The following is a 24127-nucleotide window of genomic DNA, read 5'->3' on the forward strand; positions in this document are numbered from 1 at the left end:
AGTCGTGTGCAGATGGGGGGAGGCGTGTATTTTAAAAATCGTATGCAATCTTTAAGTGAATTGTCGCCACAAAGTCGTGCACGTCGCGCACCGTTGGGAGGCGCGTACGCAAGATGGGCTCGCAATACAGCGCCTCGGACCCGTCGACACGGTCTGCCCATGCGCGATTTCGATGGCATGGCGATTGCGATCCCAGCGAGGCTTTCGACGATCGTCGAACCCGTTCGTATCCAAACTCACACGCGCTGGTCGAGTACCGGCTCGGACTCTCTGCTCACCGCCGGATCGCCTGCGGCCACTCATAGAAAGGGGATTTGAATGAAACGCCGTTCCACTCGCTCGCGCTGGATGGCCACGCTGCTCGGCCTCGGCCTGTCGCTCGCTTCAGCGGCCACCGTCGCTGCCGATCCACTCAAGGTCGCTTTCGTCTACGTGGGGCCGGTCGGTGATGCGGGCTGGACCTATGCGCACGATCAGTCCCGTCTTCTGATGGAGAAGGAACTCGGCGACAAGGTCAAAACCACCTACGTCGAGAGCGTGCCCGAAGGAGCGGACGCCGAGCGTGTGATCCGTCAGCTCGCGGCCGACGGCAACCAGCTCATCTTCACGACCTCGTTCGGCTACATGGAGCCTACACTCAAGGTCGCCAAGACCTTTCCGAAAGTGAAGTTCGAGCACGCCACCGGATACAAGACGGCGAAGAACATGGGCGTTTATCAGACGCGCTTCTACGAAGGTGCTTACCTGATCGGGGTGCTCGCGGGTGGTATGAGCAAGTCGAACACGCTGGGCTTCGTCGGTTCGTTCCCGATTCCCGAAGTCGTGCGCAATATCAACGCCTTCACGCTGGGCGCGCAGAGCGTCAATCCGAAGATCAAGGTCAAGGTGATCTGGGTCAACACCTGGTATGACCCGGGCAAGGAGCGTCAGGCTGCCGAAACGCTCGTCGCCCAGGGTGCTGACGTGATGTGCCAGAACACCGATTCGCCGGCTACCTTGCAGGTGGCGCAGGAAAAGGGCGTTTATGCTTGTGGATGGGACAGCGACATGAGCAAGTTCGCGCCCAAGGCGCAATTGTCGGCCAACATCAACAACTGGGCGCCGTACTACATCAAGACTGTCAAGTCCGTACTTGACGGAACCTGGAAGTCGGAGGACACCAAGTGGGGCATCGCCGAAGATGCGATCCATCTCGCACCCGTGCTGCCTGTCGTTCCCGGCCCGATCAAGAAAATCTTCGATGCGAAGTTCGCCGATATCAAGTCCGGCAAGTTCACGCCGTTCACGGGCCCGCTGAAGGACAACACCGGTGTCGATAAGCTTGCCGCGGGCGCGACCTTGCCGATCGGCGACCTGATGTCGATGAACTGGTATGTGGCTGGAGTCGAGGGTTCGATTCCGAAGTGATGTCGATGTCTTGCGGAGAGGTGCTTTCGCTTGGCGAAAGTGCCTCTTCTGTCTGCGCAGCGACAGGTTTTAAACATCAGCGGAGACTTTTTGAATGGAGCCCCAGGCGATGACTCAGGGCATCCGCGCTTTCGTCACTGCCTTGCCCAAGGCAGAGCTTCATCTGCACATCGAAGGCACGCTGGAGCCTGAACTCACCTTCGCGCTGGCGCGCAAGCACGGCGTGAAGCTCGCCTATGATTCGGTCGAAGCGCTGCGAGGCGCCTACGACTTTCACGATCTGCAATCTTTCCTCGATCTCTATTACGCGGGTGCCGCCGTGTTGCGCGACGAGGAAGACTTTCACGCGATGACGCAGGCTTACCTACAGCGCGCTCGCGCCGACGGTGTCGTGCACGTGGAGCTGTTCTTCGATCCGCAGACGCACACGGCGCGCGGCATCGCCTTCGAAACGGTCATCGGTGGCATTGCGCGTGCGCTCGAAGAAGCTGCCCGCGACTGGGGGCTTACGCATCGGCTGATCCTCTGCTTTCTTCGTCACCTGTCTGAAGACGAGGCGCAAGCCTGTCTCGACGAAGCGCTGCCCTGGCGTCAATGCATTGCCGGCATCGGCCTCGACTCCTCCGAAGTCGGCCACCCACCGGCGAAGTTCGAACGCGTGTTCGCGCGTGCTCGAGGACTCGGGTTCGCCTGCGTCGCGCACGCGGGCGAGGAGGGGCCGCCAGCGTATATCCGGGAGGCACTCGATTTGCTCAAAGTGCAACGCATCGATCACGGCGTGCGCTGTGAGGAGGATGCGGAACTCGTCGAGCGGTTACGCAGGGAGCGCATACCTCTGACGGTCTGCCCACTTTCGAACATCAAACTCAAGCTCTATTCGCGCATGGAGCAGCACAACATCGGCCGTTTGCTGCAGCGTGGTCTTTGCGTCACGGTCAACTCCGACGATCCGGCTTACTTCGGTGGTTATGTCGTCGACAATTACCTCGCGCTGCATCGGGGACTTGCGCTCGACCGCACGGCGCTCGCACAGCTCGCACGCAACTCCTTCGAAGCGAGCTGGTTGCCGGAAGCACGGAAGCGCGAATGGATCGCGAAGATCGATCACTGTCTGGAGTCGGCATGAGCGCGGCGACCGTCGAAGGAGTGATCGATCCGGTCGTGTTCGACGACTGGCATCCGGTAGCCGCGGGGGCGGCGATCGCTGCTGGTGGCCTGCAGCAGGCGGAACTGCTGGGCCAGGAACTCGTGCTCTGGCGCAGCGAGTCGGGCCGGTTGCAGGCTTGGGAGAATCGCTGCCCGCATCGTGGTGTGCGCCTGTCGATCGGCTGCGTGCAGGGTGAATCGCTGACTTGCCGCTATCACGGCTGGCGCTTCGGTCTCTCGGGCGCATGCGAGGCGGTGCCCGCGCAGCCTGCTTCGCCGCTGCCGGGGCGCGGTGTCCGCGTTTTCGAAGTTCGCGAAGCCTATGGCCTCGTCTGGGTCTGTCTGGGCAAACCGCAGGCTGGGGTTCCGCCGTTTTCCGAGTACGACGACGCGGTGTTGCGCAAGGTCATCTGCGGGCCGTATCCGGTGGCCGCAAGCGGGCCGCGCATCGTCGAGAACTTTCTCGACATGGCGCATTTCGGCAGCGTGCACGAAGGCATACTCGGTGATGCCGATCACATGGAAGTGCGTGACTACGAGGTCGGGCCGTTCGACGATGGCGAAGGCGGGCAGGGCGTGATCGCCACTCGTTGCCGTGCCTGGCAGCCGCAGGCCAATAGCCTGGCGCACGGGGGCAGCGACGTGGAATACACCTATCGCGTGGTGCGCCCGCTGACCGCGATCCTGACCAAGCTGCCTGAGGAGCAATCGGGTTTTCGCGAAGCGATCAGCCTGCATGTCCAACCCTTGCAGCCCGATGTCAGCCGGGTCTGGATCGTGCTCGCACTCACCAATCAGGAACAGTCCGACGAGACGCTGCGCGCTTTCCAGGACCGTATTTTTCAGCAGGATCTGCCGATCCTCGAGAACCAGTTTCCCAAGTGCCTGCCGCTCTTCCCGCGAGCCGAAATCTCGATTGCCTGTGATCGCATGTCGTCGGCTTATCGCGATTACCTGCGCCGAAGCGGACTGCGATTTGGCGTGATTGCTCCGGCTTGAGGACGTTCTATCCCGTAGCGACGATCGAGCGGGACTCGCACCACTCGGCCAGGAAGGCGAGTGCGATGCCCGTGCGAGAATTGCCTGACATTCACGTGCAGGAAGGCTCATGAATCTACTGCTCGAACGCGCCGAAGTGGTGGCGACGATGGACGATGCCGGCCGCGAGATCGCGGGCGGGTCGGTTTTCGTGAAAGATGGCTGGATCGCGGCTGTCGGTGACGTGGCGAGCATCGAACTCTGGATGGCACAGGATCCGGCGCAGCGAACGCCTGATCGGTGCATCGATATGTCCGGCTGCGTGCTGGTTCCGGGGCTGGTCAACGGGCATCACCATCTCTATCAGACGCTCACGCGGGCTGCCGGAACGGGCGCTGGTCTGGTGCTGTTCGACTGGCTCAAGAAGTTCTATCCGATCTGGGGTCGCATGGATCCCGAAGCGGTCTACGTGAGTGCCAAGCTCGGGCTTTCCGAGTTGCTGCTTTCAGGCGCGACAACGGTTGCCGATCATCTCTACATGTTCCCCAACGGAGCTCGGCTCGATGACGAGATCGAGGCCGCGCGGGAACTCGGGGTGCGCTTCCATCCCACGCGTGGTTCGATGAGCCTTGGCGAAAGCCTCGGCGGCCTGCCGCCGGATTCGCTCGTCGAGCGCGAGGATTCCATCCTCGCCGACTCGCAGCGAGTGATCGAGCGCTGGCACGATCCGCAGCCGGGTTCGATGCTGCGCATCGGTCTGGCGCCCTGCTCGCCGTTCTCAGTGAGCGCCGAACTCATGCGCCAGAGCGCGCGACTCGCACGTGGCTACGCAAAGGTCGGCCTGCATACGCATCTGGCGGAAACGCAGGACGAGGATCGCTTCTGCCTGCAGAAGTTCGGCCTGCGCCCGGTGGACTATGCCGAATCGCTCGAATGGCTCGGCGACGATGTCTGGTTTGCGCACATGGTCCATCCGAGTGCGGCCGATATCGGCAAGCTTGCGCACAGTTGCAGCGGTGCCTGCCATTGCCCGAGCAGCAACATGATCCTCGCCTCGGGCATCGCCCCGATCCGTGCGATGGTCGATGCGGGCGTGCGTGTCGGCTTGGGCGTCGATGGCTCGGCGAGCAACGACGGCAATCATCTGCTCGGCGAGGCGCGGCAGGCCATGCTGCTACAGCGTGTCGGCTGGCCTGGGTTCGAATCGCGCGCCGATCGCTTTTCCGCGCGCGAAGCCTTGCACCTGGCGACGCGCGGCGGCGCGGCGATGCTCGGTCGTGACGACATCGGCAGCATCGAAGCCGGCAAGGCTGCGGATCTCGTTGCCTTCCGCGTCGATGGCATCGAGCACGCGGGAGCCCAGAGCGATCCGGTGGCGGCGCTGCTGACTTGTGCTCCAACCAGGGCATGGCTGTCGGTGATCAACGGTCGTGTCGTCGTCGAGAACGGTTCGCTGCCCGGAGTCGATCTTCGTTCGCTGATCCAGCGGCACAACCAGATCAGTACGCGCATGCTTGGGTGAAGCGCCTCAGCGGCCACGTCGGGCCCGCTTGCACCGTCACGGTGAAGTGGCGCCCTGCCGTTCCGGCGGGTGTGCTGCGTCGTGGCAGAATGGCGCCCCCATGCGGGCCATGTGACCTCGCACTCCTCCACCGACCAGGGCTGAAGACCCGCTGGCAAATGACTCATTCGCTCCTGAAGCTCCCACTTTCCTCATCGCTGGTACGCATCGGCTGCGCGCTGGGTGCACTGACGGCCATCGTTCCGTGCGCCTGGGCCAACACGCCTGGTCGAGCGTCGCCGGCTCCGCCGCTCATGGCCGCGGCCAATCCCGAATCCGATTCTGCGCACGTGCTGGCCGACAGCTGTGCGCAGCCGGTTTATCCGCCGGAAGCGCATGCCGCTGGCTTGACCGGTTCGGTGCTGCTGTCGATCGCCGTGACTGCCGATGGACGGGCCGAGAAGGTCGACGTGACCCAGTCATCGGGCAACGTGCAACTCGACCAGGCGGCCGTCGAAGGCATGCGCCAGTGCCGTTTCGTCCCTGCGACTCGGAAGGGAGTCGCCGTCGCCAGTGTTGCTCCGCTGCGCTACACCTTCCGCATCGACAACTCCACGCCCGAGCAGATTGCCGCGCAGAATCAGCTGCGTGCCGTTGTTCTGTTGCAGGGCATGCAGAAGCGTATCGATGCGGTAACCGGTAATTGCGCCAAGCTCGAAGGTTTGGTTGCGGACAATGCCAAGGCCGCTGCCAAGCAGTGGCACGCCCGCAACGACACCACGCTCAGGCAGACGCTGTCGATGGAAGAGGCGCTGTTCGCGACCGCGCGCAGTCAGAGCAAGGATCAGAAGGTGGCCGCGGAAGCTGAAGCGCGTTCACGCAAGGCCATCGACGCTGCAACCGATCAGGCTGCGGCGGCCGAACTTGCGGGCATCGTCGACGCTGGCGATGAGAAAGACAGCTATTGCCAGATATTCAACAGCCAGACCGTTGGCGGGGATTTCGATCTGAAAACGCTCTATCCCGAGCTCGTCGAGCAGATCGAAGCGATTTCGAAAAAGCCGACTGCTAACGGCAAGTAGTTCAACCGCGGTCCGATAAGGTTCGCAAGCATCCCTCTCCGCGAGGGATGCTTGCGATGCTTGTTATCTATCGACTCAGGCCCCCAGCAGGCGGATGGAAAAGCCTGCCAGCCGGCGTCAGTTGAGGATCCACTTGAACATGGCCTGAGGGACGGATTCGTCGGAGGTTTTGGAGGGGTTGAAGATGGCGTTGTCGAGGCCGAACTTGTTGTGCCAGAACTGCCATTCGACGCCGGCCTGGATGCATCCGGGCTTGCCGAACCAGTTGCCGAGGTCGACGAGGAAGCGCGGAGCGGAAATGATGTTGTCTGCGAGGCCCTTCTGGTCCCAGGCGTAGTCGAAGAAGCCTTCGAAGGAGAACTTGGTGGCGCCGATGTCGAACGGAATGCCCCAGGCGAGGGTGACCTGATAGCCGTCGCCGAGCGCGGCGGCCTGGTTGTCGCGCAGGTAGAGATTGATCTGGAAGAAGGCGAACTGCGGCATCTTGAGGTCGGCGGCGAGGCCGTAGAGATAAGTCTGCTCGGAGCCTGAGGAGAACTGTGGGATTTCGAGGGTGGAGGTGAAGAGGAAATCGGAGAACGGGCCGATGGAAAGATCCTTGCCGAGGATTTTTCCGAAGGAGAGGCGAGGGGAGAGTTCGGCGTAGTACTCGCCGGTGCTCTTGGCGTTGGCGCCTGCGAAGTCTGCGGTGTCGCCCTGGCGATCGGGGTTGGTGATGTCGACGAAGAAGAAGTTGTCGCCGTATTTCCAGCCGTCGGCATGTTCGAGGGTGATGATGCTGGCCTTGTCCTTGTCGCCGGTGGCGATATCGCGATAGGAAGTGCCGTAGAGGTATTCGGCAGCGGTCGTCGACCAGATCGCGGTGCCACCCGCGTGGGCACTGGCACTGGCCATCGCAAGCGCGACGGCGGCGAACAGTTTGGGTTTGCGAAACATCGTGAACTCCCTTGAATGATGAAGCCCGGGCAGCGGGCGTTGGACCGAACGATCGATGCAGTGGATGCGGGCGGCTTCCTGTCGGGCAAACGACTCCAGTGGCGAGGCTGGAGGCAATCGCCAGAAGCAAGAAGACGAATTTTTTGCGTGGAGCCGGGGCGTGCCTGGCTCATCGAGGTATATGCAACGCATGTGCCCGAATTGCATGCAACCTGCGTGATGGATGTATACAAAAAATCCATGTTTCTAAATTCATGTTTCTAAATTCATGTTTCTGCTGACGTGCGGATCGGTCGGAAGGGCGGCCTTCCGCGTGCGGGGCTGCCACCTCGCGTACCATTCACGAACTCATCCAGCGCGTTCGAGTCACCACTGGTTTACATGACGTCGGATTCTTCCAATTCCGTAACTGCCGGGCCGGTCGCAGAGGCATCGCCCCTGCGTGCGCTGGCGATCATTCCGCCGATGACCCAGCTCAACACGCCGTATCCGTCGACGGCGTATCTGACCGGCTTTCTGCGCTCGCGCGGCATCGACGCGGTGCAGGAGGATCTGGCGCTGGCGCTCGTGCTGCAGCTGTTCTCGGCGCCGGGGCTCGACGCGATTCGCGAACGCATCGACCAAGACACCGAGCCGACCGCCGCGATCGCGAACTTCTGCGAGCAGTTCGAGCGCTATCGCGCCACCATCGAAAGCGTGATCGGCTTTCTGCAGGGGCGCGATTCCACGCTCGCGCACCGCATCGTCAGCCGCCGCTTTCTGCCCGAAGGGCCGCGCTTTTCGGCGCTCGATGTCTACGTCGACGACGAAGGCGGCGATCCGCTGGCCTGGGCTTTCGGCGCGCTCGGCATGCAGGACCGGGCGCGGCATCTCGCGACGCTGTATCTGAACGATCTCGCCGACGTCGTACGCGACGCGATCGACCCGCGCTTCGAGTTCGTGCGCTATGCCGAATCGCTCGCGCAAAGCCAGGCGAGTTTCGATCCGCTCGCGGCCGCGCTCGCAGCCGAGCCGAACCTGATCGACGAGATCCTGCAGGCGCTCGCGCTCGATGCGATCGAGCGGCATCGGCCGCAGCTCGTGCTGCTCTCGGTGCCGTTTCCGGGCGCGGTCTACGCGGCGTTTCGGATCGCGCAGACGATCAAGGCCCATGATCCGCAGATCGTGATTTCGCTCGGTGGCGGCTACGTCAACACCGAGTTGCGTGAGCTCGCCGAGCCGCGCGTTTTCGATTACGTCGACATCGTCAGCCTCGATGCGGGCGAGCGTCCGCTGCTCGCGCTGATCGAGCATCTGCACGGCGAGCGCGGACGCGACCGGCTCGTTCGCAGCTTCGTTCGCGACGAGGCGGGCGTGGTGCGCTATGCCAACGCGGCCGAGCCCGACGTGCCGTTCAACGAAGTCGGCACGCCGACCTGGGATGGCCTGCCGCTCGACGGCTACCTGTCGCTGCTCGACATGCTCAACCCGATGCACCGGCTGTGGTCGGACGGCCGCTGGAACAAGCTCACGATCGCGCATGGCTGCTACTGGAAGCAGTGCAGCTTCTGCGACATCAGCCTCGATTACATCTCGCGCTACGAAGCCGCGTCGGCGAGCGTGCTGGTCGATCGCATCGAGGCCATCGTCGCCGAAACCGGACAGACCGGCTTTCACTTCGTCGACGAGGCCGCGCCGCCGAAAGTGCTCAAGGCGCTTGCGAACGAGCTGATCAAGCGCGGTGTTTCGATTTCGTGGTGGGGCAACATCCGCTTCGAAAAATCGTTCTCCGTCGAGCTTTGCGAACTGCTCGCGCAAAGCGGCTGCATCGCGGTGTCGGGCGGGCTCGAGGTGGCCTCGGATCGCCTGCTCAAGCTCATGAAGAAGGGCGTTTCGGTGCAGCAGGTCGCACGCGTGACACGCGCATTTTCGAAAGCCGGCATCCTCGTGCATGCCTACCTGATGTACGGCTTTCCGACGCAAACCGTGCAGGACACCGTCGATGCGCTCGAATACGTGCGCCAGCTGTTCGAAGCCGGCTGCCTGCAATCCGGATTCTTCCATCGCTTCGCCTGCACCGTGCATTCGCCGGTCGGCAAGAATCCGCAGGAATACGGTGTCACGCTCGTGCCACCGCCGCCCGGCAGCTTCGCGAAGAACGACATCGGCTTCATCGATCCGACCGGCGTCGATCACGACACGCTCGGGATCGCGCTCAACAAGGCGCTCTACAACTACATGCACGGCATCGGGCTCGATGCGGACGTGCGCAGCTGGTTCGGCGTCAAGGTGCCCCGGACCAAGGTCGGCGTCGACTTCATCGCCGCGGCGCTCGAAGCGCCCTGAGATCGATCAGCTCCAGGCGCTCATGCGCCAGCCTTGTTCGCCCGCATCGAGACGATGCGTGAGTCCGATCCGGCTCAAGAAAACTTCGTCGTGCGAGACCACGATCAGAGCCCCGCGATACTGCAACAGCAACGACTCCAGCGCCCGGATCGCAGCGAGATCGAGGTGATTGTCGGGCTCGTCGAGCAGCAGCAGCCTCGCCGGCTCGTCGGTGTAAAGCACGCGGGCCAGCGCTGCCTTGAGGCGCTCGCCGCCGCTCAGCGAGTGCACGGGAGTGTGCAGATCTCGTTCGTCGAGTCCGAGCAAGGCGAGACGGCTGCGCAAATCCGCCTCGTCCAATGCGCCGCCGAGCGCGAGCATCTGTTCGAGCAGGCCGCGCCCGGAGTCGAGCAGCGACAGGCTCTGATCGAGGTAAGCGGCTTTCACCGAGACCGTGCAACCCGAGTCGGCGTGTGACGAGGCGCTGGCGATGCGTTTGAGCAGGCTCGACTTGCCGCTGCCGTTGGGCCCGGTCAGGCCGAGCCTTTGTCCTTTCCTGAGCGAGAATTCGAGGTGCCGATATCGCGGCGCGACATGCGCGAGTTCGGCCGACAGCGCCACGATCGTGTCCGGAAGCTGCCGGTCGATCTCGGGCTGCAGCAGCGTCACCGCCGCATCGTCCGCCAGGCGCTGGGCAGCTTGCGTCACACGCTGCGAAGCCGCGCTTCGTGACGCCTCCATGCGCGCCTCGGCTCGGGCGGCGCTGTTCTGGCTTCGACTTTTCTGCAGGCCGAGCAGGATCGGAGCCTGGTTTGCGGTGGCCGCCTGTCTGGCGCCGCGGGATTGGCGCCGGTCCAGGCGCTCGCGCTGCTGCGTGAGTTCGCGCTCCTCGCGGCGTTTCTCGGCCTTCAGATGATCGAGCCGAGCTTGTGCATGCTCGCGCTCCTGCGCCTTGGCTTGCGCATAGAAGGTGTAGTTGCCGCCGTAACGCCGGAGCCCGAGATTCGACAGTTCGACGATGCAATCCATCGATTCGAGCAGGGCGCGATCGTGGCTGATCGCGATGATTCCGCCACTGAATCGGCGCAGGCGATCGATCAGTGCCTTGCGATGCCCGCGATCGAGATGGTTGCTCGGCTCGTCGAGGATCAGCAGATCGGCTGCGGAAAGATAAGCGCCGCACAGCGCGACGCGCATCGCTTCGCCACCGCTGAGCTGGCTCGCGGGCGTGTCGGCCTGCAGATGCGCGAGCCCGCTGGCCGCGAGTTCCTGCTGCAGTCGCTGGCGGATATCCCAACGGTCGCCGACGAGGTCGAAATCCTGCTGCAAACTGCTTCCGCGTTCGATGCGCTGCAGCGCATCGAAGACCGCCCGCAGGCCCGCCAGATCGGCGACTGTCCGCCCAGGGTCGAGGCTGATTTGCTGCGTGAGATGATGTACGTTGCCGATGCGCAGACAGCGTCCGCGGCTCGGCTCGAGCGCACCGGCGAGGATGCGGCCGAGCACGCTCTTGCCGACACCGTTGCGCCCGACCAGACCGGTATGCCGGGCGTCGAATCGCTCGTCGAGATCGGAGAACAGAATGCTGCCGTCGGGCAGATGATGGCTGACACCTTGCAGCGTCAACGAGACGTGATTCGTCGAAGGCTTCGTCATGCGAACTCCAGTGCATGCCTGCGGCTTCCACTGCGATAGGCAGGGAAGGCGACCGTGAAAACGACACGGCGGGCATTACTGGCGCATCGGACGAACACCTCATTGCTGGGCGGTGAGCGCGCATTGTAGATCGGCTGCCTGCGAGCCCACTAGCGGGCCGAGCGGCGTTCATCGAGACGCCGTCGCCACGCGCGGTCGTCCAGGCATAGCCTTGGCACCGAAGCCGATAGTGCCAACGCGGTCGAATGACGCTACCGTTCACGGACGCCCGAACACGCCGGGCCTTCCGATTACACGAGGATAGAATCGATGTGCGAAAACGACGATCTCGAATACTTTGCGCGGCGCAAGCAGGGAATCACGCGTCGCAGCTTCGGCCTGACGGCGCTCGGCGCCGGGCTGGCCGTTGCGCTGCCCGGTGTGGCAGCGGCGGCCGAGACCCAGGGCCGTGACGTCGAGATCAAGACACCGGACGGCACCACCGATGCGTACTTCGTGCATCCGGCCAAGGGCAAGCATCCGGCCGTGCTGATCTGGCCCGACATCTTCGGCCTGCGTCCCGCGTTCAAGGAAATGGCGACGCGGCTTGCGGAATCAGGCTATGCGGTGCTCGTGGTCAACCCGTTCTATCGCACCAAGCGCGCGCCGACGGCGCCCGAACATGCCGATTTCAACGATCCGGCCACGCGCGAGGCGCTGCTGGCCCTGCGCGCAAGCCTGAGCCCGCAGACCGCGAAGACCGATGCCACGGCCTTCGTCGCGTTTCTCGATCAGCAGAGCGCCGTCGACACCCAGCGCAAGATCGGCACCACCGGCTACTGCATGGGCGGCCCGCTCGTCGTGCAGACCGCGGCTGCGGTTCCGGCGCGCATCGGAGCGGGCGCCACCTTCCACGGCGGTGGCCTGGCGACCGACAAGCCCGACAGCCCGCACCTGCTGATTCCGGGCATCAAGGCGCAGTTCCTGATCGCGATCGCCGAGAACGACGATGCCAAGGAGCCCGAAGCGAAGAACACGCTGCGCGAGGCCTTCGCCAAGGCCAAGCTGCCCGCGGAGATCGAAGTCTATGCGGGCACCAAGCATGGCTGGTGTCCGACCGACGCCGCCGTCTACGACCACGATCAGGCCGAGAAGGCCTGGGCGCGCCAGCTCGCGCTGTTCAAGCGCGCACTCGCGTAGCGCGCATCGTGATCATTCGACGTGCGCTCCGAAGCCACTGCGGCCCGGAGCCACGTCGTCGCGCAGCGTGAGCGCCGGAATCTCGTAATCACCGAAATTCTGGCGGCGGAACGCGATCGGCGGCGTGCTCGGCAGACTGTCGAGGCGCTCGCCGAGTGCCTCGCAGAGGGCCTCGAAGCGCGCCGCGTCGGTGCGGCCCGTGCGATGCACGAGAAACGGCGGCAGCACGCTGAAGCCCGGGTAGTGCAGCACGCCGTGCTGGATCGGAAACAGCAGATCGTCGATCGGACCGTTGATGCCGCGCGGCGCGTAGTGCGATTCCCAGCCACCGGTCGTGACGATCAGCATCGCGCGCTTGCCTTGCAGGGTGCCTTCGCCGTAGCGATTGCCCCAGCGGTGGTCCGAGTGTTCGCCGACGCCGTAGGCGAAACCGCAGGCGTAGACGCGATCGATCCAGCCCTTGAGGATCGCCGGCATCGTGAACCACCAGAGCGGGAACTGCAGGATCAGCACATCGGCCCAGCGCAGCTTGTCCTGTTCGGCGGCGATGTCGGCGCTCTGCGTGCTGTTGGCGTAGGCCTGCTTCGAGGCCTCGGAGACATCGAAGCGTTCGCCGGCTTGGAATGCAAGATCGTCCTGACGATCGACCACCGGGTTCCAGCGCATGGCGTAGAGATCGGAGACCTGCACGCGATGCCCGGCTTCTTGCAGCCGACGTACCGCGAAATCCCGCAGTGAGCCATTGAGCGAACGCGGCTCCGGGTGGGCATGGACGATCAGCACATTCATGGCGGCTCTCATGGCGGAAGAAACGATGAGCCCAGGCTAGGCCTGCCGCCGGTATAGTGGAAATGAATATCGCGAATAGTCGCTATCGTCGGAGACGATGCCGTGAATGCTTTGCGTCGCCTCGATCTGAATCTGCTGCTCACGCTCGATGCGCTGCTGGTCGAGCACAACGTGACGCGCGCGGCGCGGCGGCTGAATCTCACGCAGTCTTCCGTGAGCGTGCAGCTCGCCAAGCTGCGCCGCGTGTTCGATGACCCATTGCTGTTGCCGGGGCCGCGGGGCATGTGGCCGACAGCGCGCGCCGAAGCCTTGCGCGAGCCTCTGCGCGAAGCCCTGGAGGTGCTCGAATCGGTGATTACGCCGGCCACCGCGTTCGATCCCGCAAAAGCACGCCACACCTGGCGCTTGGTCGCATCCGATTACACGGCCTCGACCTTGTTGCTGCCGCTGCTGCCGGAGCTGCGCGCTGCGGCTCCGCTGACGAGGCTGGCCATATTGGGGCTCGAGCCCCCGCGCCTCTCTCGACAGGCCGAGCAGCGCGAGATCGACCTCGCCTTCCATACGAGTCACGACGCGCCGCCGAGTCTGCGCCAGCGCGTCTTGTTCAAGGAGCGCTACGTGCTTGCGGGCCGAGCCGATCATCCGCGATTGCGGCGCAAGCCGACGCTCGCGCAGTTCTGCAAGCTCGAGCACGCACTGGTCTCGCCCAACGGTGGCGGATTCCACGGTGTCACCGATCAGGTGCTGGGTGAGCGAAATCTGCAGCGCCGGGTCGTCGCCTCGGTGCCGCATTTCCTGCTGCTGCAATCGATGCTGCAGACGAGTGATCTCGTCGCGATGCTGCCCGAGCGTCTCGCACGCGCGGCTTCCGGCCTGCGCGTCGTCGATGCGCCGATCGAAGTGCCCGGCTATGAAATGGCGATGCTCTGGCACGAGCGCCTGCATCGCGATCCGGCCCACATCTGGCTGCGTGAATTCATCGCCGCTTCTGTTTGATTGCGAACGACATCGACGAGCCTCGGCAGCGCTTAGACATCGCCGATATTCGACGGAATGCTCGCCGCACCGGGGAGTCCAATCGATGCATGGGCGTGATCGATCTCCCACCATGCCTTCATTCAGTTGGAACCACCAGGAGGATTCTCATGGCCGACCAGAAGAATGTGCAGTCGAACCAGCGCAAGCAGCACTCTTCATCGAATCGACCCTCGCAACAGTCGCAGCAGGGCGCGCCGCCGGGTCAGCCACAGGCGCACTCGAACCATCCGCAGCAGCAGCGTGCGGCCCAGGGTGACAGTCGCCAGCAAGGGCAAGGCGTTGAACGCGCCCAACGTTCGTTAGCGGATCGCGAACGCGACGAAGCCGATCGCGGAGCGCCCGATGATCTGCTTCCAGGTCGTCAACCGCCCGGCTGGACAGCCCGCGACGTGTAGTTTTTGCGTCGGAAACGTGAAACGCTGAGTCTTCGAACGAAGAAGATTGGCGAGCGATCAAAAAGCCCGTGTGGCAGGCGCTACGCGGGCTTTCTCGTGCCGCTCACTCAGCCCATCAGAAGCGAGCGCCCAGCTGCACGCCCACCGTCACCGGCGCGCTCCAGGTGTTGCCGATGCCGATGCTGTTGAACAGCACCTGCGTGCGATAGCGCTCGTCGGTCAGGTTGTCTCCGAACAGCGCGATCGTGTAGCGCTCGCTGCGGTCGACCCACTGTGCTCGCGCGCCGAGCACGGTGTAGGCCTCCTGTTCGAATTGCTCGGACGGGTCGAACCAGAACTTCGAGGTGTAGTACAGGTTGCTCGACAGCGTGAGCACGCCGCCGGCGAGGCCGGTGACGTAGCTGCCGCCGAGATTCGCGGTGAAATCCGGTGAGCGCTGCATGTGGTTGTCGCTGGCGTCGGCGGTCACCTGCGTGAGCGCGCCTGCGTTTTCCGGAGCGCCGCAGTAGCCCGGCACGCCGGGATCGGCAGTCGGATTGGCGTTGGAATCGGGATCGCAGTAGCTGTAGAACGGCGCGTTCTTGAACGAGTCGTAGCGAGCGTGCGTCCAGGTGGCGCCGAGATTCACGTTGAAGGCCTGGGTGAGCTTGTAGCGCACCGCGCCGTCGATGCCGTAGATGGTCGACTCCGCCGCATTGCGCACCTGCGCCGCGCCGGTCTGGTAGCTCGAAACCTGCAGGTTCCGATAGTCGTAGTGGAAGGCCGCCACGTCGATCGCCAGGCGGCGGTCGTCGTACTTGTAGCCCAGTTCGAAGGCGTCGATCTCCTCGGGCTTCACGGGCACCTGCGAGGCGCCGCCGACGTTGAGGATGCCGGCCTTGTAGCCCTGCGTGTAGGACAGGTACACGCTCGACAAGTCGGTGGGCTTGTAGCGCAGCACCGCGCGCGGCGTGAAGCGCTTGTTGTCCAGATCGTCCACCGCGACGCGCGTGCCGTACGGAGCCGGTGTCGTCACGCCGTCGGCATTTTCGTAGGCACCCGTCGAAATGAAGTAAGCGTCCGACACCTCGTCGATGCTGTAGCGGCCGCCGATGGTCAGGAACCATTGCGGCGCGAGTTCGTAGGTGGCGTCGGCGAAGGCTGCGTACGCGGTGGTCAGCGTGCCCGAGCTGCCGGCCTCCGCGTACGGCGAGCCGAGGACGGAGCCTTTGAAATCGAACAGATCGCGATAGCGGAAGTAGTTCAGGCCACCGGTCCATTGCAGGCGGCTGCCCGGCTTCGAGTTCAGCAGCAATTCCTGCGAGAAGGTCTTGTCGTCGATGCCCAGGTTCATGTCGAAGATCGGCACCGCGGTGGAGTCGAGATCCTGCAGGTTCAGCGAATCATCTTCGCGATACTGCGTGTACGAGGTCAGGTCGGCGAAGCCCAGGTCGGCCTTGAGCGTGGCCTGGAAGATGTCCGACTCGTTGGTGAAGACGTTCTGGAACGGCGTCGCAACCTCGTCAGGATCGGTGGTGTAGAGCGTGGCCGGAAAGTTGAAGTTGACCAGCGCCCGGCCGGTGGTGTCGTCGGTGCCGTAAGCCGCCGTCGGCAGCTTGCTCAGGAAGCCCGAGTTGCCGCGCTTGTCGACGTAGGCATTGGTCATCAGCGAGGTCGGATCGTCGGTCTTGCTGTGCGTGTAGCGCAGCAGCAGCGAAACCGATTCCGACAGCTCGGCCTTGAGGCCCAGCCGCACCGACGAATTCTCGTAGGCGCCGGCCTCGTCGTCGCCGGTGACGGTGTTCTCGATGAAGCTGTCGCCGCGGCTGTAATTGCCCTCGATGTCGACGGCCACGCGTTCGCCGAGGCCGGTGGTCGCGTAGGCCTGCAGCCGGGTGGCGTCGAAGCTGCCGTAGCTGGCCTTGAGCTCGAGCCCGGTTTCGGGGCTCGGGTCGGCCGTGGTCACCAGGATCGCGCCGCCCGTGGTGTTGCGCCCGAACAGGGTGCCCTGCGGGCCCTTGAGCACCTGGATGTTCTGCAGCTTGGTGAGCTGGAAGTTGGAGACTTCCGCGTTGGCGGAGAAGAAGCCGTCGATGTAGATGCCGACGTTGGGGCCGCCGCCCGAGGTGAGCACCGCGGTGCCGACGCCGCGGACGGTCGGCTGGAAGAACGAGCCGGTGGCGTCGAAGCGCAGGCCCGGCGTCAGGTTGACGATGTCGCCGAGCTGCTCGACGCCGCTCTGCTCCAGCGTCTCGCCCGACAGCGAGACGATCGAGATCGGCACGTCGCGCGAGGCTTCCGCGCGGCGCTGGGCGGTGACGACGACCTCTTCGATGTCGCCGGCCTGCTGCGCGGTCGCCGCATCGTCGCTGGCCTGCGCGTAGGCGATGGCAGGCAGGGCGGACGACAGCGCGACGGTCGAGCAGATCGCGAAACGGGTGTTCCGATGGTGACTCATGACTCCTCCAGTTTTCTTGTAGTGAATCCCGCGATGCAGGGCTGGCCTTCTGAAGAGGCCTCGGATCATCGATGTCCCTGCCGGGGTCGGGGCATTAACCGGAACAACGCCAGGCGTGTCGACTGGCGGTGTGGGGCACTGCCGATACAGGCATTTCGCGCTGCGTCCGCAGGCTAGTCTGGCGAACGATCAGCAGCGCCGGACGACCAGCAGCGTGAAGTGGGCCGTCGTCCGCAGCCCGGAAGCAGCCTCCAGCTGCGCTCTTTTCTCGGGACGGGCTTTCCAGACATAAGGCGTCATCGCCAGCAGGTTTCGCAAAGCCTGCTGATCGAGATCGAGTTCGTTGCCGATGTCCAGGCGGCGGACGAGCATGAAGCCCTCGCCGAGTTCGCCCAGGAATTTTTCGGGCTCGTGCGCCTGCACGGCGTCGAACAGACCGGCGCGCAGGCTCCAGAGATGTTCCGGCCCCGGCGTGACGATGACCAGATGTCCGCCGATGTCGAGCACGCGGCGAAGCTCGCTCACGTGCAGTTGCGTGAACAGGTTGGTGACGAGGTCCAGCGACTGGTCGGCGAACGGCAGCGCAGCGCCGCTGCCGACGAGCCAGCGAATGCCGCGATAGCGCTTGGCCGCGAGCTGGATCGCGGGCTTGGCGATGTCGAGTCCGGCGACGTCGGTGTCGCCTTCGATGTCGTGGTCGGAATCGGCCAGCGCGCTCGTGTAGTAACCCTCGCCACAGCCCAGATCGAGAATCCGGCGCGCGCCGAGTTCGCGCGCGAGCGAGCGGATGGCTTCGCGCAACGGAGCGTAGTGTCCGGCGTCGAGAAACGCGCGGCGCGCCTGCAGGCTTTCGGCGCTGTCTCCGGGCGAAGGACTGTTCTTCTGCTGGGCGAGCAGCAGGTTCACGTAGCCTTCGCGCGCCACGTCGAAGCTATGCCGATTGGCGCAGGACCAGACCTTGGCGTGCTGATCGAGCACGCAGCGGCAGACGGGGCAGGTGATCGGCAGCATCGAATCGGGCGGCGCAGGCGAGGCGCGATTGTGCCGCAAGGCCGCGGCGCGCATAAAAAACGGCGAGGCCCTTGCGGACCTCGCCGTCGTACGCGGACGACTTCGGCTTAGAAGTTGTAGCGGGCGCCGAGTTCGAGACGATCGTCGTCGCCGCTCTGCAGGCCGGCCACGAGGTCGAGGCGCGGCGCGATCGTGAACAGGCCGGTCACGCGGAACGAGGTGAGCGTGTCGTCGGCCACGTCGAGGTAGCGCACTTCGGGGATCAGCTGCACGGGCAGGTTCGGAATCTGCCAGCGCAGGCCGGCGCGCAGGCCGAAGCCGGTGTCGTCGTCGTAGCCGTCGAGGTCGACGCGCTCGAAGGTGCCGCCCGCGAAGAAGTCGAGATCCTTCTGGATCGGCGCGTGGAAGATCGCGCCGAGCGAGAGCTGCGAGAGATCGCCCCAATCCGCGTATTCACCGATCAGCGCCACCTGCGGCGCGACGTCGAACGAACCCGCGAGACGGAAGCCGCTGTCGTCGTAGTAATCGATGTCGATGTCGCCGTAGCCGCCTTCGACATAGGTGTAGTTGAAGGCCGAAGCGGCGGGTGCCGCCAGCAGAGCCGCAACGGTGGAGACAGCCGCAAGCGCCTTGCGGATCGGGGTATGGACCATGTTCACTCCTTGGATCGTTGTTATGTCGGTATCGGCGCCGCCTTGGTGAGCGGTCGGGCGGCAGCTTGCTCAGCGCCGCCTTAATTCTTTCTGAATTTCCCGTTGGCCCAAGCACTTGCATGTGGGTCGCCATGTCGCTAGCAGGGCCTCGAATGGTCGGCGGATGCGGCTTGCGCCTTGCTTGCCGAGCTTCGTGATCAGTGACCCGTGTTCAGCTGCAGGCTGCGCGCGTCCCGGGTATCGTTCGCGACGAAACGCAACTTAGGACCCGGAGAGTGGCATGCAGCTGGCGGCATCGAATTCAGTGGCGGATTCCATTCTCGTCGCCGACATCGGCGGCACCAATGCGCGATTCGCGTTCACTCAGGCCGGTCACGAGTGCCCGCCGCTGCTCGCGCAGCATCGCGTCGCGACCACCGATTTCGCCACGCTCAAGGATGCGCTGCTCGATTACCTCGGCCGCCATCCGCAGCAGCGCCCGACTCGCGCGGTGCTCGCGGTGGCCTCGGCTGTCACCGGCGACGCGATCAAGATCACCAACAATCCCTGGGCGTTCTCGATCAGCCAGCTGGGCCGCGAGATCGGCATGCCGGTCGAAGTGATCAACGACTTCACCGCGATGGCGAGCGTGCTGCCGGTCTTGAAGGTCGACGATCTCGAAGCCGTCGGCAGCGCACAGCCGTCCAATCGCGCGCAGGCCACGAGCCGCTGCTACGCCGTCGTCGGGCCCGGCACCGGCCTCGGTGTCGGCGGCGTGATCGTGCAGGGAGGCCGTGCGGTGGTGATCCAGTCCGAAGGCGGGCATGTGGGATTCGCTCCGGGCAATGCCTACGAGGTGGAGCTGCTCAAGGCGCTGCTGACGCGGTATCCGCGCGTGTCGGCCGAGCGCCTGATCTCGGGCAGCGGGCTCGGCAACCTGCTGCAGGCGGTTGCGGCGGTCGAAGGGCAGGCCACGCTCGAGCTCGCGCCGGCACAGATCACCGAGACCGCGACGGCCGATCCGGACGGCCTGTGCGCGCGCACGCTGCACGTGTTCGCCGAACTGCTCGGCAGCTTCGCGGGCGACGTCGCGCTCGCGCTCGGGGCCTGGGACGGCGTGTTCCTGCCCGGCGGCGTCACGCAGAAGCTGTTGCCGTGGATCATGGCCGGAGGCTTTCGCCGGCGCTTCGAGGACAAGGGCCGGCATTCGGCGATCCTGCAGCGCATTCCGACGCAGATCATCACGCATCCGCAGGCCGGGCTGCTCGGCACCGCGGTGCACGCCATCGGCTGAGGCGGCGAGGCGAAAGCCCGGTGCTATGCTCGCCGGGCACTCATGCGAGGCCCCCGCCATGTGCCGCAACATCAAGACGCTGTTCAACTTCGAGCCGCCCGCGACCGAAGATGAAATCCACGCCTCGGCGCTGCAGTTCGTGCGCAAGCTCAGCGGCTTCAACAAGCCGTCGAAGATCAATGAAGCCGCGTTCGAGCTGGCCGTCGAGCAGGTGGCCGAGGCTGCGCGCACGCTGATCGGTTCACTCGTCACGCTCGCGCCGCCGCGTGATCGCGAGGCCGTGAGCGCCAGGGCGATGGCCGATTCGGCGCGCCGCTTCGGCCGTGCCTGAGCCGGTCCGCAATTCACGTTCTGCAGTTCATACGAGACGACAGCGTCCATGTACGTCGTGATCTTCCGGGCTCGCGTGCGCGAGTTCGATGACGAATATTCCACCGTCGCCGCGCAGCTGCGCGAGCTCGCGCTGAGCCGGTTCGGCTGCATCGAATTCCAGGCGCTCACCGAAGGTCGCGACGAGATCGCGCTGTCGTACTGGCCCGACGAGGCGAGCATTCGGGCCTGGAAGGCGCATGCCGATCATCTGCTGGCCCAGCGCCTCGGCCGCGAGCGCTGGTACGAGTCGTATCAGGTGCAGGTCGCCCAGATCACGCGCGACTACAAGCGCGGCGGCTGAGCAACCCGGCCCGTGCGGACGCGCTACCATCGGGCCGTCATTGCAAAACCAGGAGATTCGGATGAACGCGCAAAGGATGCCGGGTGTGCGCGCCCGTCGCGGTGTGCTGCTGACCGGCACGGTGTTGACGATTGGCGCGCTGCTCGCGGGCTGTGCAGGCAACGGGCCGATCATCGATCGCACGGGTGTCGACGAAAAGCGCTACGCGAACGATCTGTCCGAGTGCAAGACTTACGCGAGCGAAGTCTCGACCGGCAAGGCCGCGGGCAAGAGCGCCCTCGCGGGTGCGGTCGTCGGCGCCGCGATCGGCGCGATCACCGGCAACAGCACCTCGGTTGCGCGCGGAGCCGGTGTCGGCGGTGTCGCGGGCGGTGCGAGCGGCGCGGTGGCGGGCGAGCAGTCCAAGGACCAGGTCGTCAAGAACTGCCTGCGCGGACGCGGGTACAAGGTGCTGAACTAGGGCCTAGGCTCTAGCGCTCGACCTTGCTCAGTTCAGCAGCCGGTTCTCGCGCAGCCTCGCAACGGCGAGATCGACGAAGGCCCTGACTTTGGCCGGCGCCTGTCTTCCGGCCGGGTAGAGCACATGGATCGGGAAAGGCGGCTCTTCGTGCTCGTCGAGCACGATCCGTAGCCGGCCTTCGAGCAGGGCCGGTCCGATCTGGTAGTGCAGCACGCGCGTGAGGCCCCAGCCCGCCGTCGCGGCCGCGATGGCCGCTTCATTGGAATTGCTCAGCAGCGTGGGCTCGATGTTCACGCGCTGGTCGTCGCGAAAGCGCCAGTCCGACGAGGCCCAGGCGCCGGTCGAAGCGGCGATGCGATGCTGCTTGAGTTCCGCGGGCGTAGCCGGCACGCCGTGGCGCTCGAAGTAGCCCGGTGATCCGCAGACCACTCGCCGTACCGAGCCGACCTTCACCGCGGTGAAGCCCGAGTCCGGCAGATGGCCGATGCGCACCGCGACATCGACGCCTTCTTCGATGATGTTCACCGTGCGATCGATGAAGAAGGTTCTAGCCGACAGCATCGGGTGCAGATCGAGGCACTCCAGCACGATCGGCAGCACGTAGAGCTGCCCGAACAGCGTCGGCGCCGTCACCGCCAGGGTTCCGGAGGGCCTGGCGTAGGAGCCGGCCGCCGCAGCTTCGGCTTCGACGATGTCGGCGAGGATGCGCCGGCAGTCTTCGAAGTAACGCTCGCCGGCTTCGGTCAGTTTCACCGCGCGTGTCGTGCGGACGAACAGCCTGGCCCCGATGAGTGCTTCGAGCGCGGCGACGGAGCGCGTGACGGCCGGAGCGCTCATGTGCAGCAGCCGCGCGGTTTCAGCGAAGCTCTGGGTCTCCGCGACTTTCACGAAAATGCGCATGGCTTGCCAGCGATCCATTGATGTTCCCTTGCTGCGGCGGTTTTCGGCGCGTCACCAGAACAGGCGGGCGATGGTTTCGGCCTGCAGATCCGGGTCGTGGATCAGCAGGTCCCGATAAGCGTCCGCTTGCTGCTCGCGAGGGTCGCGCGCCGGCTGCGCAATCTGACCGCGCAGCCTCAGCCAGCATCCGATAAGCCATGGTGTGAGCATCATAGTGCGAGCTCGATGCGGTTCTCGACATCGGCCGCGGTCTGCGCAGGCACCGCGCAGCAGATCAGCACTTCACCGTCCGCCACGCTCGCGCCCGGCGGCTTCGGGTACGTCACGCTGCCGGCCAGCAGCGTGGTGCGGCAGCTTCCGCAACTGCCCGCGCGGCAACTGAATGCGGGGCTCAGGCCGCGCGACTCCGCGAGTTCGAGCAGGGTTCCGGATTGCGGGGTCCAGCGGGCTTCCTTCAGCGAAGCCGTGAACACGACCGGAACGTTCTTCGTCGATACGGGTGCGGCGGGATGCGAGGTCGGCGCGGCTAGCGGCGTCCTGAGCAGCGACGACGGCCCGAAGGCTTCCGCATGAATCCGCTCGTCCGCGATCCGATAGCCGCGCAGGCCGTCGTAGAGCGACTGCGTGAACTGCGGCGGTCCGCAGAGATAGAAGTCGTAGTCGTTGAACGGCAGGAAGCGGCTCAGCATGGCCATGTCGATGCGGCCCGCCGCGTCGTAGTCGACGCCTGGTTCGGCGCCATCGGGATCGCTGAGCACCCGCACGATGCGAACGGCGCCCGCGGCGGCAGTCGCGAGTTCCGCCAGCTCTTGTCCGAATGCCAGCTCCGCCTTGGAGCGCGCCGCATGGAACAGGATGCTCGGCCGTATGCCACGCGTCCGCAGGCCTTCATAAACCACGTGCCGGAGCATCGCGAGCAGCGGCGTGATGCCGACGCCTCCGGCCAGCAGCACCGCGGGGCGTTTTTCGCGAGCGTCGATGGTGAAGCTTCCGCTGGGCGCTCGCGCTTCGATGACGTCGCCGACGCGGATGTGGTCGTGCAAGTGAATCGATACGAGGCCTTCGCGCTTCACGCTGATTCGGTACGTCGCATCCGACGGCGCCACCGACAGCGTGTAGGTCCGCATCAGCGGCTGGTCGGCACCCGGAATCGACAGCCGGATCGGCAGATGCTGGCCAGCCTGATGTGCGAGCAGGCCCGCTCCATCGTCCGGCTGCAGGTGAAACGAGCGGATCGAGGCGCTCTCGTCGACGATCTTCGCTACCTTGAATGGCCGCCATTGCGTCGCGAGCTCGGCCGCGCGCAGGCGATTCGCGGCCTGCATCCAATCGCCGGTCATCAGCGAGTTCGGAGACCATCCGTCTTCGCGAAAAGCCCAGCGCAGCGCGAGCGCCGCGGGCCTGCGCACGATGCGGCTCGCACGAAACGTCCAGAGCCGCTCGGCGCCTTGAAACGCGGCGATCTCCGGCGAGTCGAGCAGCACTTCGGCCGTTCCCGTCATCTGCAGCAGATCGCCACTTTCGAAGTCGACGAAGACCAGGCCAGCCTTGCCGTTCAACAGAATGTTGCCGAGCGTGTTGAAGAACAGGTTACCGGCGAAATCGGGAATGGTCAGCGTGCCATCGTCGGCGACGCGCACGAAGCCCGCCTTGCCGCCGCGATGCGAGACATCCACCTGGCGACGATCTTCGCGCTCGGCGTAAGACGCGACGAAGAAAGTATCGGCCGCTTCGATCATTCGGCGGGCGATCGCATCGAGCTGCGTGCTGTTATGAACCTCGCCGGCGAAAGCCTCGTGCGGTTCGCGGGCGACGTGATAGTCGCGCTGCTGGATGTACTGCGGGCAGTTGCCGAAACTCTGGTCGACTTCGAAGCGCAGCACCTCGTCGTCGGCCGCGCGCAGGATGCCGTTGACCCGATTGCGCCTGCGCGTATGCAGCTCGATGCCGAGCAGGCCGATCGCATCGCCGGTTTTGAGGCCGTCGCTTGCCGGATCGTTGGGATCGCGTCGCGTGTGGATGTCGAGCGTGGTCGGCGTCGGCGACGAGATGAAGCCCGACGCGCCGGTGATCAAGCTCGCCCAGGCCTCGCCGCGGCGATCGACGCTGCCGACGACGACGAACGGAATCTGCGTGTAGAACTCGCGATGCTGGTCCGGCATGTAGTCGCGAATCACGCGCTGACCGATGCCGTCCATGCGCTCGGCAACGCCGACCCGGGTCTGGATCGCTTTTTCACCCGTGTGCCAGGTTTCCAGCTTTCGTCGGGTCGGCGTCGTGCTCATGTTCGTGCTCCGTGCGCTTGCGAA

At 64.9% G+C, this 24127-nt stretch carries 22 protein-coding genes; 13 read left to right on the forward strand and 9 right to left on the reverse strand.

Translation table 11 applies throughout. From position 1 onward, the window contains the following. The first annotated feature begins 318 nt into the window (after positions 1 to 318). From AC3WUM_RS08005 to AC3WUM_RS08025, 5 genes are all read left to right on the forward strand, one after another. The gene (locus AC3WUM_RS08005) at positions 319 to 1407 is read left to right on the forward strand and encodes a BMP family ABC transporter substrate-binding protein (RefSeq protein WP_492409687.1); all 1089 of its coding nucleotides are present in this window, start codon (positions 319 to 321) and stop codon (positions 1405 to 1407) included. Between the two features lie 109 nt (positions 1408 to 1516). After that, positions 1517 to 2533 carry an adenosine deaminase gene (locus tag AC3WUM_RS08010; protein WP_492409688.1) on the forward strand — a complete coding sequence of 339 codons (1017 nt, stop codon included), beginning with the start codon at positions 1517 to 1519 and terminating at the stop codon, positions 2531 to 2533. Next, entirely contained in the window at positions 2530 to 3552 is a 1023-nt protein-coding gene (locus AC3WUM_RS08015; RefSeq protein WP_492409689.1) for a Rieske 2Fe-2S domain-containing protein, read from the forward strand. The genes AC3WUM_RS08010 and AC3WUM_RS08015 overlap by 4 nt, the downstream gene beginning before the upstream one ends. Positions 3553 to 3661: 109 nt before the next feature. Continuing rightward, the gene (locus AC3WUM_RS08020) at positions 3662 to 5053 is read left to right on the forward strand and encodes an 8-oxoguanine deaminase (RefSeq protein ID WP_492409690.1); all 1392 of its coding nucleotides are present in this window, start codon (positions 3662 to 3664) and stop codon (positions 5051 to 5053) included. Between the two features lie 293 nt (positions 5054 to 5346). Then, entirely contained in the window at positions 5347 to 6114 is a 768-nt protein-coding gene (locus AC3WUM_RS08025; protein ID WP_492409691.1) for an energy transducer TonB, read from the forward strand. 117 nt (positions 6115 to 6231) lie between these two features. Here the strand turns inward: AC3WUM_RS08025 and AC3WUM_RS08030 are convergent, their stop codons facing one another. Beyond that, the gene (locus AC3WUM_RS08030; protein WP_492409692.1) at positions 6232 to 7050 is read right to left on the reverse strand and encodes an outer membrane protein OmpK; all 819 of its coding nucleotides are present in this window, start codon (positions 7048 to 7050) and stop codon (positions 6232 to 6234) included. Positions 7051 to 7431: 381 nt separating this feature from the next. Here AC3WUM_RS08030 and AC3WUM_RS08035 point away from each other — a divergent pair, with 381 nt between their 5' ends. Next, complete coding sequence (locus tag AC3WUM_RS08035) at positions 7432 to 9375, forward strand: B12-binding domain-containing radical SAM protein (protein ID WP_492409693.1); 1944 nt, start codon at positions 7432 to 7434, stop codon at positions 9373 to 9375. Positions 9376 to 9381: 6 nt separating this feature from the next. Here the strand turns inward: AC3WUM_RS08035 and AC3WUM_RS08040 are convergent, their stop codons facing one another. Beyond that, the gene (locus AC3WUM_RS08040) at positions 9382 to 11010 is read right to left on the reverse strand and encodes an ABC-F family ATP-binding cassette domain-containing protein (RefSeq protein ID WP_492409694.1); all 1629 of its coding nucleotides are present in this window, start codon (positions 11008 to 11010) and stop codon (positions 9382 to 9384) included. A gap of 309 nt (positions 11011 to 11319) precedes the next feature. On the opposite strand from AC3WUM_RS08040, the gene AC3WUM_RS08045 reads away from it, so the two are divergent. After that, positions 11320 to 12189 carry a dienelactone hydrolase family protein gene (locus AC3WUM_RS08045; RefSeq protein ID WP_492409695.1) on the forward strand — a complete coding sequence of 290 codons (870 nt, stop codon included), beginning with the start codon at positions 11320 to 11322 and terminating at the stop codon, positions 12187 to 12189. A 12-nt stretch (positions 12190 to 12201) separates the two neighbouring features. Here the strand turns inward: AC3WUM_RS08045 and AC3WUM_RS08050 are convergent, their stop codons facing one another. Further along, complete coding sequence (locus AC3WUM_RS08050) at positions 12202 to 12978, reverse strand: NAD(P)H-dependent oxidoreductase (protein ID WP_492409696.1); 777 nt, start codon at positions 12976 to 12978, stop codon at positions 12202 to 12204. Between the two features lie 102 nt (positions 12979 to 13080). Here AC3WUM_RS08050 and AC3WUM_RS08055 point away from each other — a divergent pair, with 102 nt between their 5' ends. Both AC3WUM_RS08055 and AC3WUM_RS08060 read left to right on the forward strand, forming a co-directional pair. After that, the gene (locus tag AC3WUM_RS08055) at positions 13081 to 13974 is read left to right on the forward strand and encodes a LysR family transcriptional regulator (protein ID WP_492409697.1); all 894 of its coding nucleotides are present in this window, start codon (positions 13081 to 13083) and stop codon (positions 13972 to 13974) included. 149 nt (positions 13975 to 14123) lie between these two features. After that, positions 14124 to 14411, forward strand: coding sequence for a hypothetical protein (locus AC3WUM_RS08060; RefSeq protein ID WP_492409698.1), 288 nt, complete (start codon positions 14124 to 14126; stop codon positions 14409 to 14411). Between the two features lie 115 nt (positions 14412 to 14526). Here AC3WUM_RS08060 and AC3WUM_RS08065 read toward each other — a convergent pair whose 3' ends face one another. The 3 genes from AC3WUM_RS08065 to AC3WUM_RS08075 all read right to left on the reverse strand — a co-directional run bounded on the left by AC3WUM_RS08065 (position 14527) and on the right by AC3WUM_RS08075 (position 18512). Beyond that, positions 14527 to 16848 (reverse strand): TonB-dependent receptor, encoded by a 2322-nt coding sequence (locus AC3WUM_RS08065; protein ID WP_492409699.1) that lies wholly within the window; start codon positions 16846 to 16848, stop codon positions 14527 to 14529. A 189-nt stretch (positions 16849 to 17037) separates the two neighbouring features. Continuing rightward, complete coding sequence (locus AC3WUM_RS08070; RefSeq protein WP_492409700.1) at positions 17038 to 17913, reverse strand: putative RNA methyltransferase; 876 nt, start codon at positions 17911 to 17913, stop codon at positions 17038 to 17040. 53 nt (positions 17914 to 17966) lie between these two features. Continuing rightward, a complete protein-coding gene (locus AC3WUM_RS08075) occupies positions 17967 to 18512 on the reverse strand; it encodes a hypothetical protein (protein WP_492409701.1) in 546 nt (181 codons plus the stop codon). A gap of 280 nt (positions 18513 to 18792) precedes the next feature. On the opposite strand from AC3WUM_RS08075, the gene glk reads away from it, so the two are divergent. The 4 genes from glk (at position 18793) to AC3WUM_RS08095 (ending at position 20918) form a co-directional block, all read left to right on the forward strand. After that, positions 18793 to 19785 (forward strand): glucokinase, encoded by a 993-nt coding sequence (gene glk, locus AC3WUM_RS08080; RefSeq protein ID WP_492409702.1) that lies wholly within the window; start codon positions 18793 to 18795, stop codon positions 19783 to 19785. Positions 19786 to 19843: 58 nt separating this feature from the next. After that, on the forward strand, positions 19844 to 20116 hold the full coding sequence (locus AC3WUM_RS08085) for a DUF2277 domain-containing protein (RefSeq protein ID WP_492409703.1): 273 nt from the start codon (positions 19844 to 19846) through the stop codon (positions 20114 to 20116). Between the two features lie 48 nt (positions 20117 to 20164). Beyond that, positions 20165 to 20458 (forward strand): antibiotic biosynthesis monooxygenase family protein, encoded by a 294-nt coding sequence (locus AC3WUM_RS08090; RefSeq protein ID WP_492409704.1) that lies wholly within the window; start codon positions 20165 to 20167, stop codon positions 20456 to 20458. Between the two features lie 61 nt (positions 20459 to 20519). Further along, positions 20520 to 20918 carry a YMGG-like glycine zipper-containing protein gene (locus AC3WUM_RS08095; RefSeq protein WP_492409705.1) on the forward strand — a complete coding sequence of 133 codons (399 nt, stop codon included), beginning with the start codon at positions 20520 to 20522 and terminating at the stop codon, positions 20916 to 20918. Between the two features lie 27 nt (positions 20919 to 20945). On the opposite strand, the gene AC3WUM_RS08100 is transcribed toward AC3WUM_RS08095, so the two are convergent. Genes AC3WUM_RS08100 through AC3WUM_RS08110 form a run of 3 tightly spaced genes read right to left on the reverse strand, consistent with a single transcriptional unit; the run spans position 20946 to position 24103 of the window. Then, positions 20946 to 21836, reverse strand: coding sequence for a LysR family transcriptional regulator (locus AC3WUM_RS08100; protein WP_492409706.1), 891 nt, complete (start codon positions 21834 to 21836; stop codon positions 20946 to 20948). A 33-nt stretch (positions 21837 to 21869) separates the two neighbouring features. Next, complete coding sequence (locus tag AC3WUM_RS08105; RefSeq protein ID WP_492409707.1) at positions 21870 to 22031, reverse strand: hypothetical protein; 162 nt, start codon at positions 22029 to 22031, stop codon at positions 21870 to 21872. Further along, positions 22028 to 24103 (reverse strand): 2Fe-2S iron-sulfur cluster-binding protein, encoded by a 2076-nt coding sequence (locus AC3WUM_RS08110; protein WP_492409708.1) that lies wholly within the window; start codon positions 24101 to 24103, stop codon positions 22028 to 22030. The genes AC3WUM_RS08105 and AC3WUM_RS08110 overlap by 4 nt, the downstream gene beginning before the upstream one ends. Positions 24104 to 24127: the final 24 nt, after the last annotated feature.

The sequence above is a fragment of the Hydrocarboniphaga sp. FW305-C-57 genome (assembly GCF_058783045.1).

Excerpts from the sequence above, each read along its gene's own strand:
- AC3WUM_RS08005 (WP_492409687.1), top strand. The coding sequence starts at position 319 with ATGAAACGCCGTTCCACTCGCTCGCGCTGGATGGCCACGCTGCTCGGC.
- AC3WUM_RS08010 (WP_492409688.1), top strand. The coding sequence starts at position 1,517 with ATGACTCAGGGCATCCGCGCTTTCGTCACTGCCTTGCCCAAGGCAGAG.
- AC3WUM_RS08015 (WP_492409689.1), top strand. The coding sequence starts at position 2,530 with ATGAGCGCGGCGACCGTCGAAGGAGTGATCGATCCGGTCGTGTTCGAC.
- AC3WUM_RS08020 (WP_492409690.1), top strand. The coding sequence starts at position 3,662 with ATGAATCTACTGCTCGAACGCGCCGAAGTGGTGGCGACGATGGACGAT.
- AC3WUM_RS08025 (WP_492409691.1), top strand. The coding sequence starts at position 5,347 with ATGGCCGCGGCCAATCCCGAATCCGATTCTGCGCACGTGCTGGCCGAC.
- AC3WUM_RS08030 (WP_492409692.1), bottom strand. The coding sequence starts at position 7,050 with ATGTTTCGCAAACCCAAACTGTTCGCCGCCGTCGCGCTTGCGATGGCC.
- AC3WUM_RS08035 (WP_492409693.1), top strand. The coding sequence starts at position 7,432 with ATGACGTCGGATTCTTCCAATTCCGTAACTGCCGGGCCGGTCGCAGAG.
- AC3WUM_RS08040 (WP_492409694.1), bottom strand. The coding sequence starts at position 11,010 with ATGACGAAGCCTTCGACGAATCACGTCTCGTTGACGCTGCAAGGTGTC.
- AC3WUM_RS08045 (WP_492409695.1), top strand. The coding sequence starts at position 11,320 with ATGTGCGAAAACGACGATCTCGAATACTTTGCGCGGCGCAAGCAGGGA.
- AC3WUM_RS08050 (WP_492409696.1), bottom strand. The coding sequence starts at position 12,978 with ATGAATGTGCTGATCGTCCATGCCCACCCGGAGCCGCGTTCGCTCAAT.
- AC3WUM_RS08060 (WP_492409698.1), top strand. The coding sequence starts at position 14,124 with ATGGCCGACCAGAAGAATGTGCAGTCGAACCAGCGCAAGCAGCACTCT.
- AC3WUM_RS08065 (WP_492409699.1), bottom strand. The coding sequence starts at position 16,848 with ATGAGTCACCATCGGAACACCCGTTTCGCGATCTGCTCGACCGTCGCG.
- AC3WUM_RS08070 (WP_492409700.1), bottom strand. The coding sequence starts at position 17,913 with ATGCGCGCCGCGGCCTTGCGGCACAATCGCGCCTCGCCTGCGCCGCCC.
- AC3WUM_RS08075 (WP_492409701.1), bottom strand. The coding sequence starts at position 18,512 with ATGGTCCATACCCCGATCCGCAAGGCGCTTGCGGCTGTCTCCACCGTT.
- glk (WP_492409702.1), top strand. The coding sequence starts at position 18,793 with ATGCAGCTGGCGGCATCGAATTCAGTGGCGGATTCCATTCTCGTCGCC.
- AC3WUM_RS08085 (WP_492409703.1), top strand. The coding sequence starts at position 19,844 with ATGTGCCGCAACATCAAGACGCTGTTCAACTTCGAGCCGCCCGCGACC.
- AC3WUM_RS08090 (WP_492409704.1), top strand. The coding sequence starts at position 20,165 with ATGTACGTCGTGATCTTCCGGGCTCGCGTGCGCGAGTTCGATGACGAA.
- AC3WUM_RS08095 (WP_492409705.1), top strand. The coding sequence starts at position 20,520 with ATGAACGCGCAAAGGATGCCGGGTGTGCGCGCCCGTCGCGGTGTGCTG.
- AC3WUM_RS08100 (WP_492409706.1), bottom strand. The coding sequence starts at position 21,836 with ATGGATCGCTGGCAAGCCATGCGCATTTTCGTGAAAGTCGCGGAGACC.
- AC3WUM_RS08105 (WP_492409707.1), bottom strand. The coding sequence starts at position 22,031 with ATGATGCTCACACCATGGCTTATCGGATGCTGGCTGAGGCTGCGCGGT.
- AC3WUM_RS08110 (WP_492409708.1), bottom strand. The coding sequence starts at position 24,103 with ATGAGCACGACGCCGACCCGACGAAAGCTGGAAACCTGGCACACGGGT.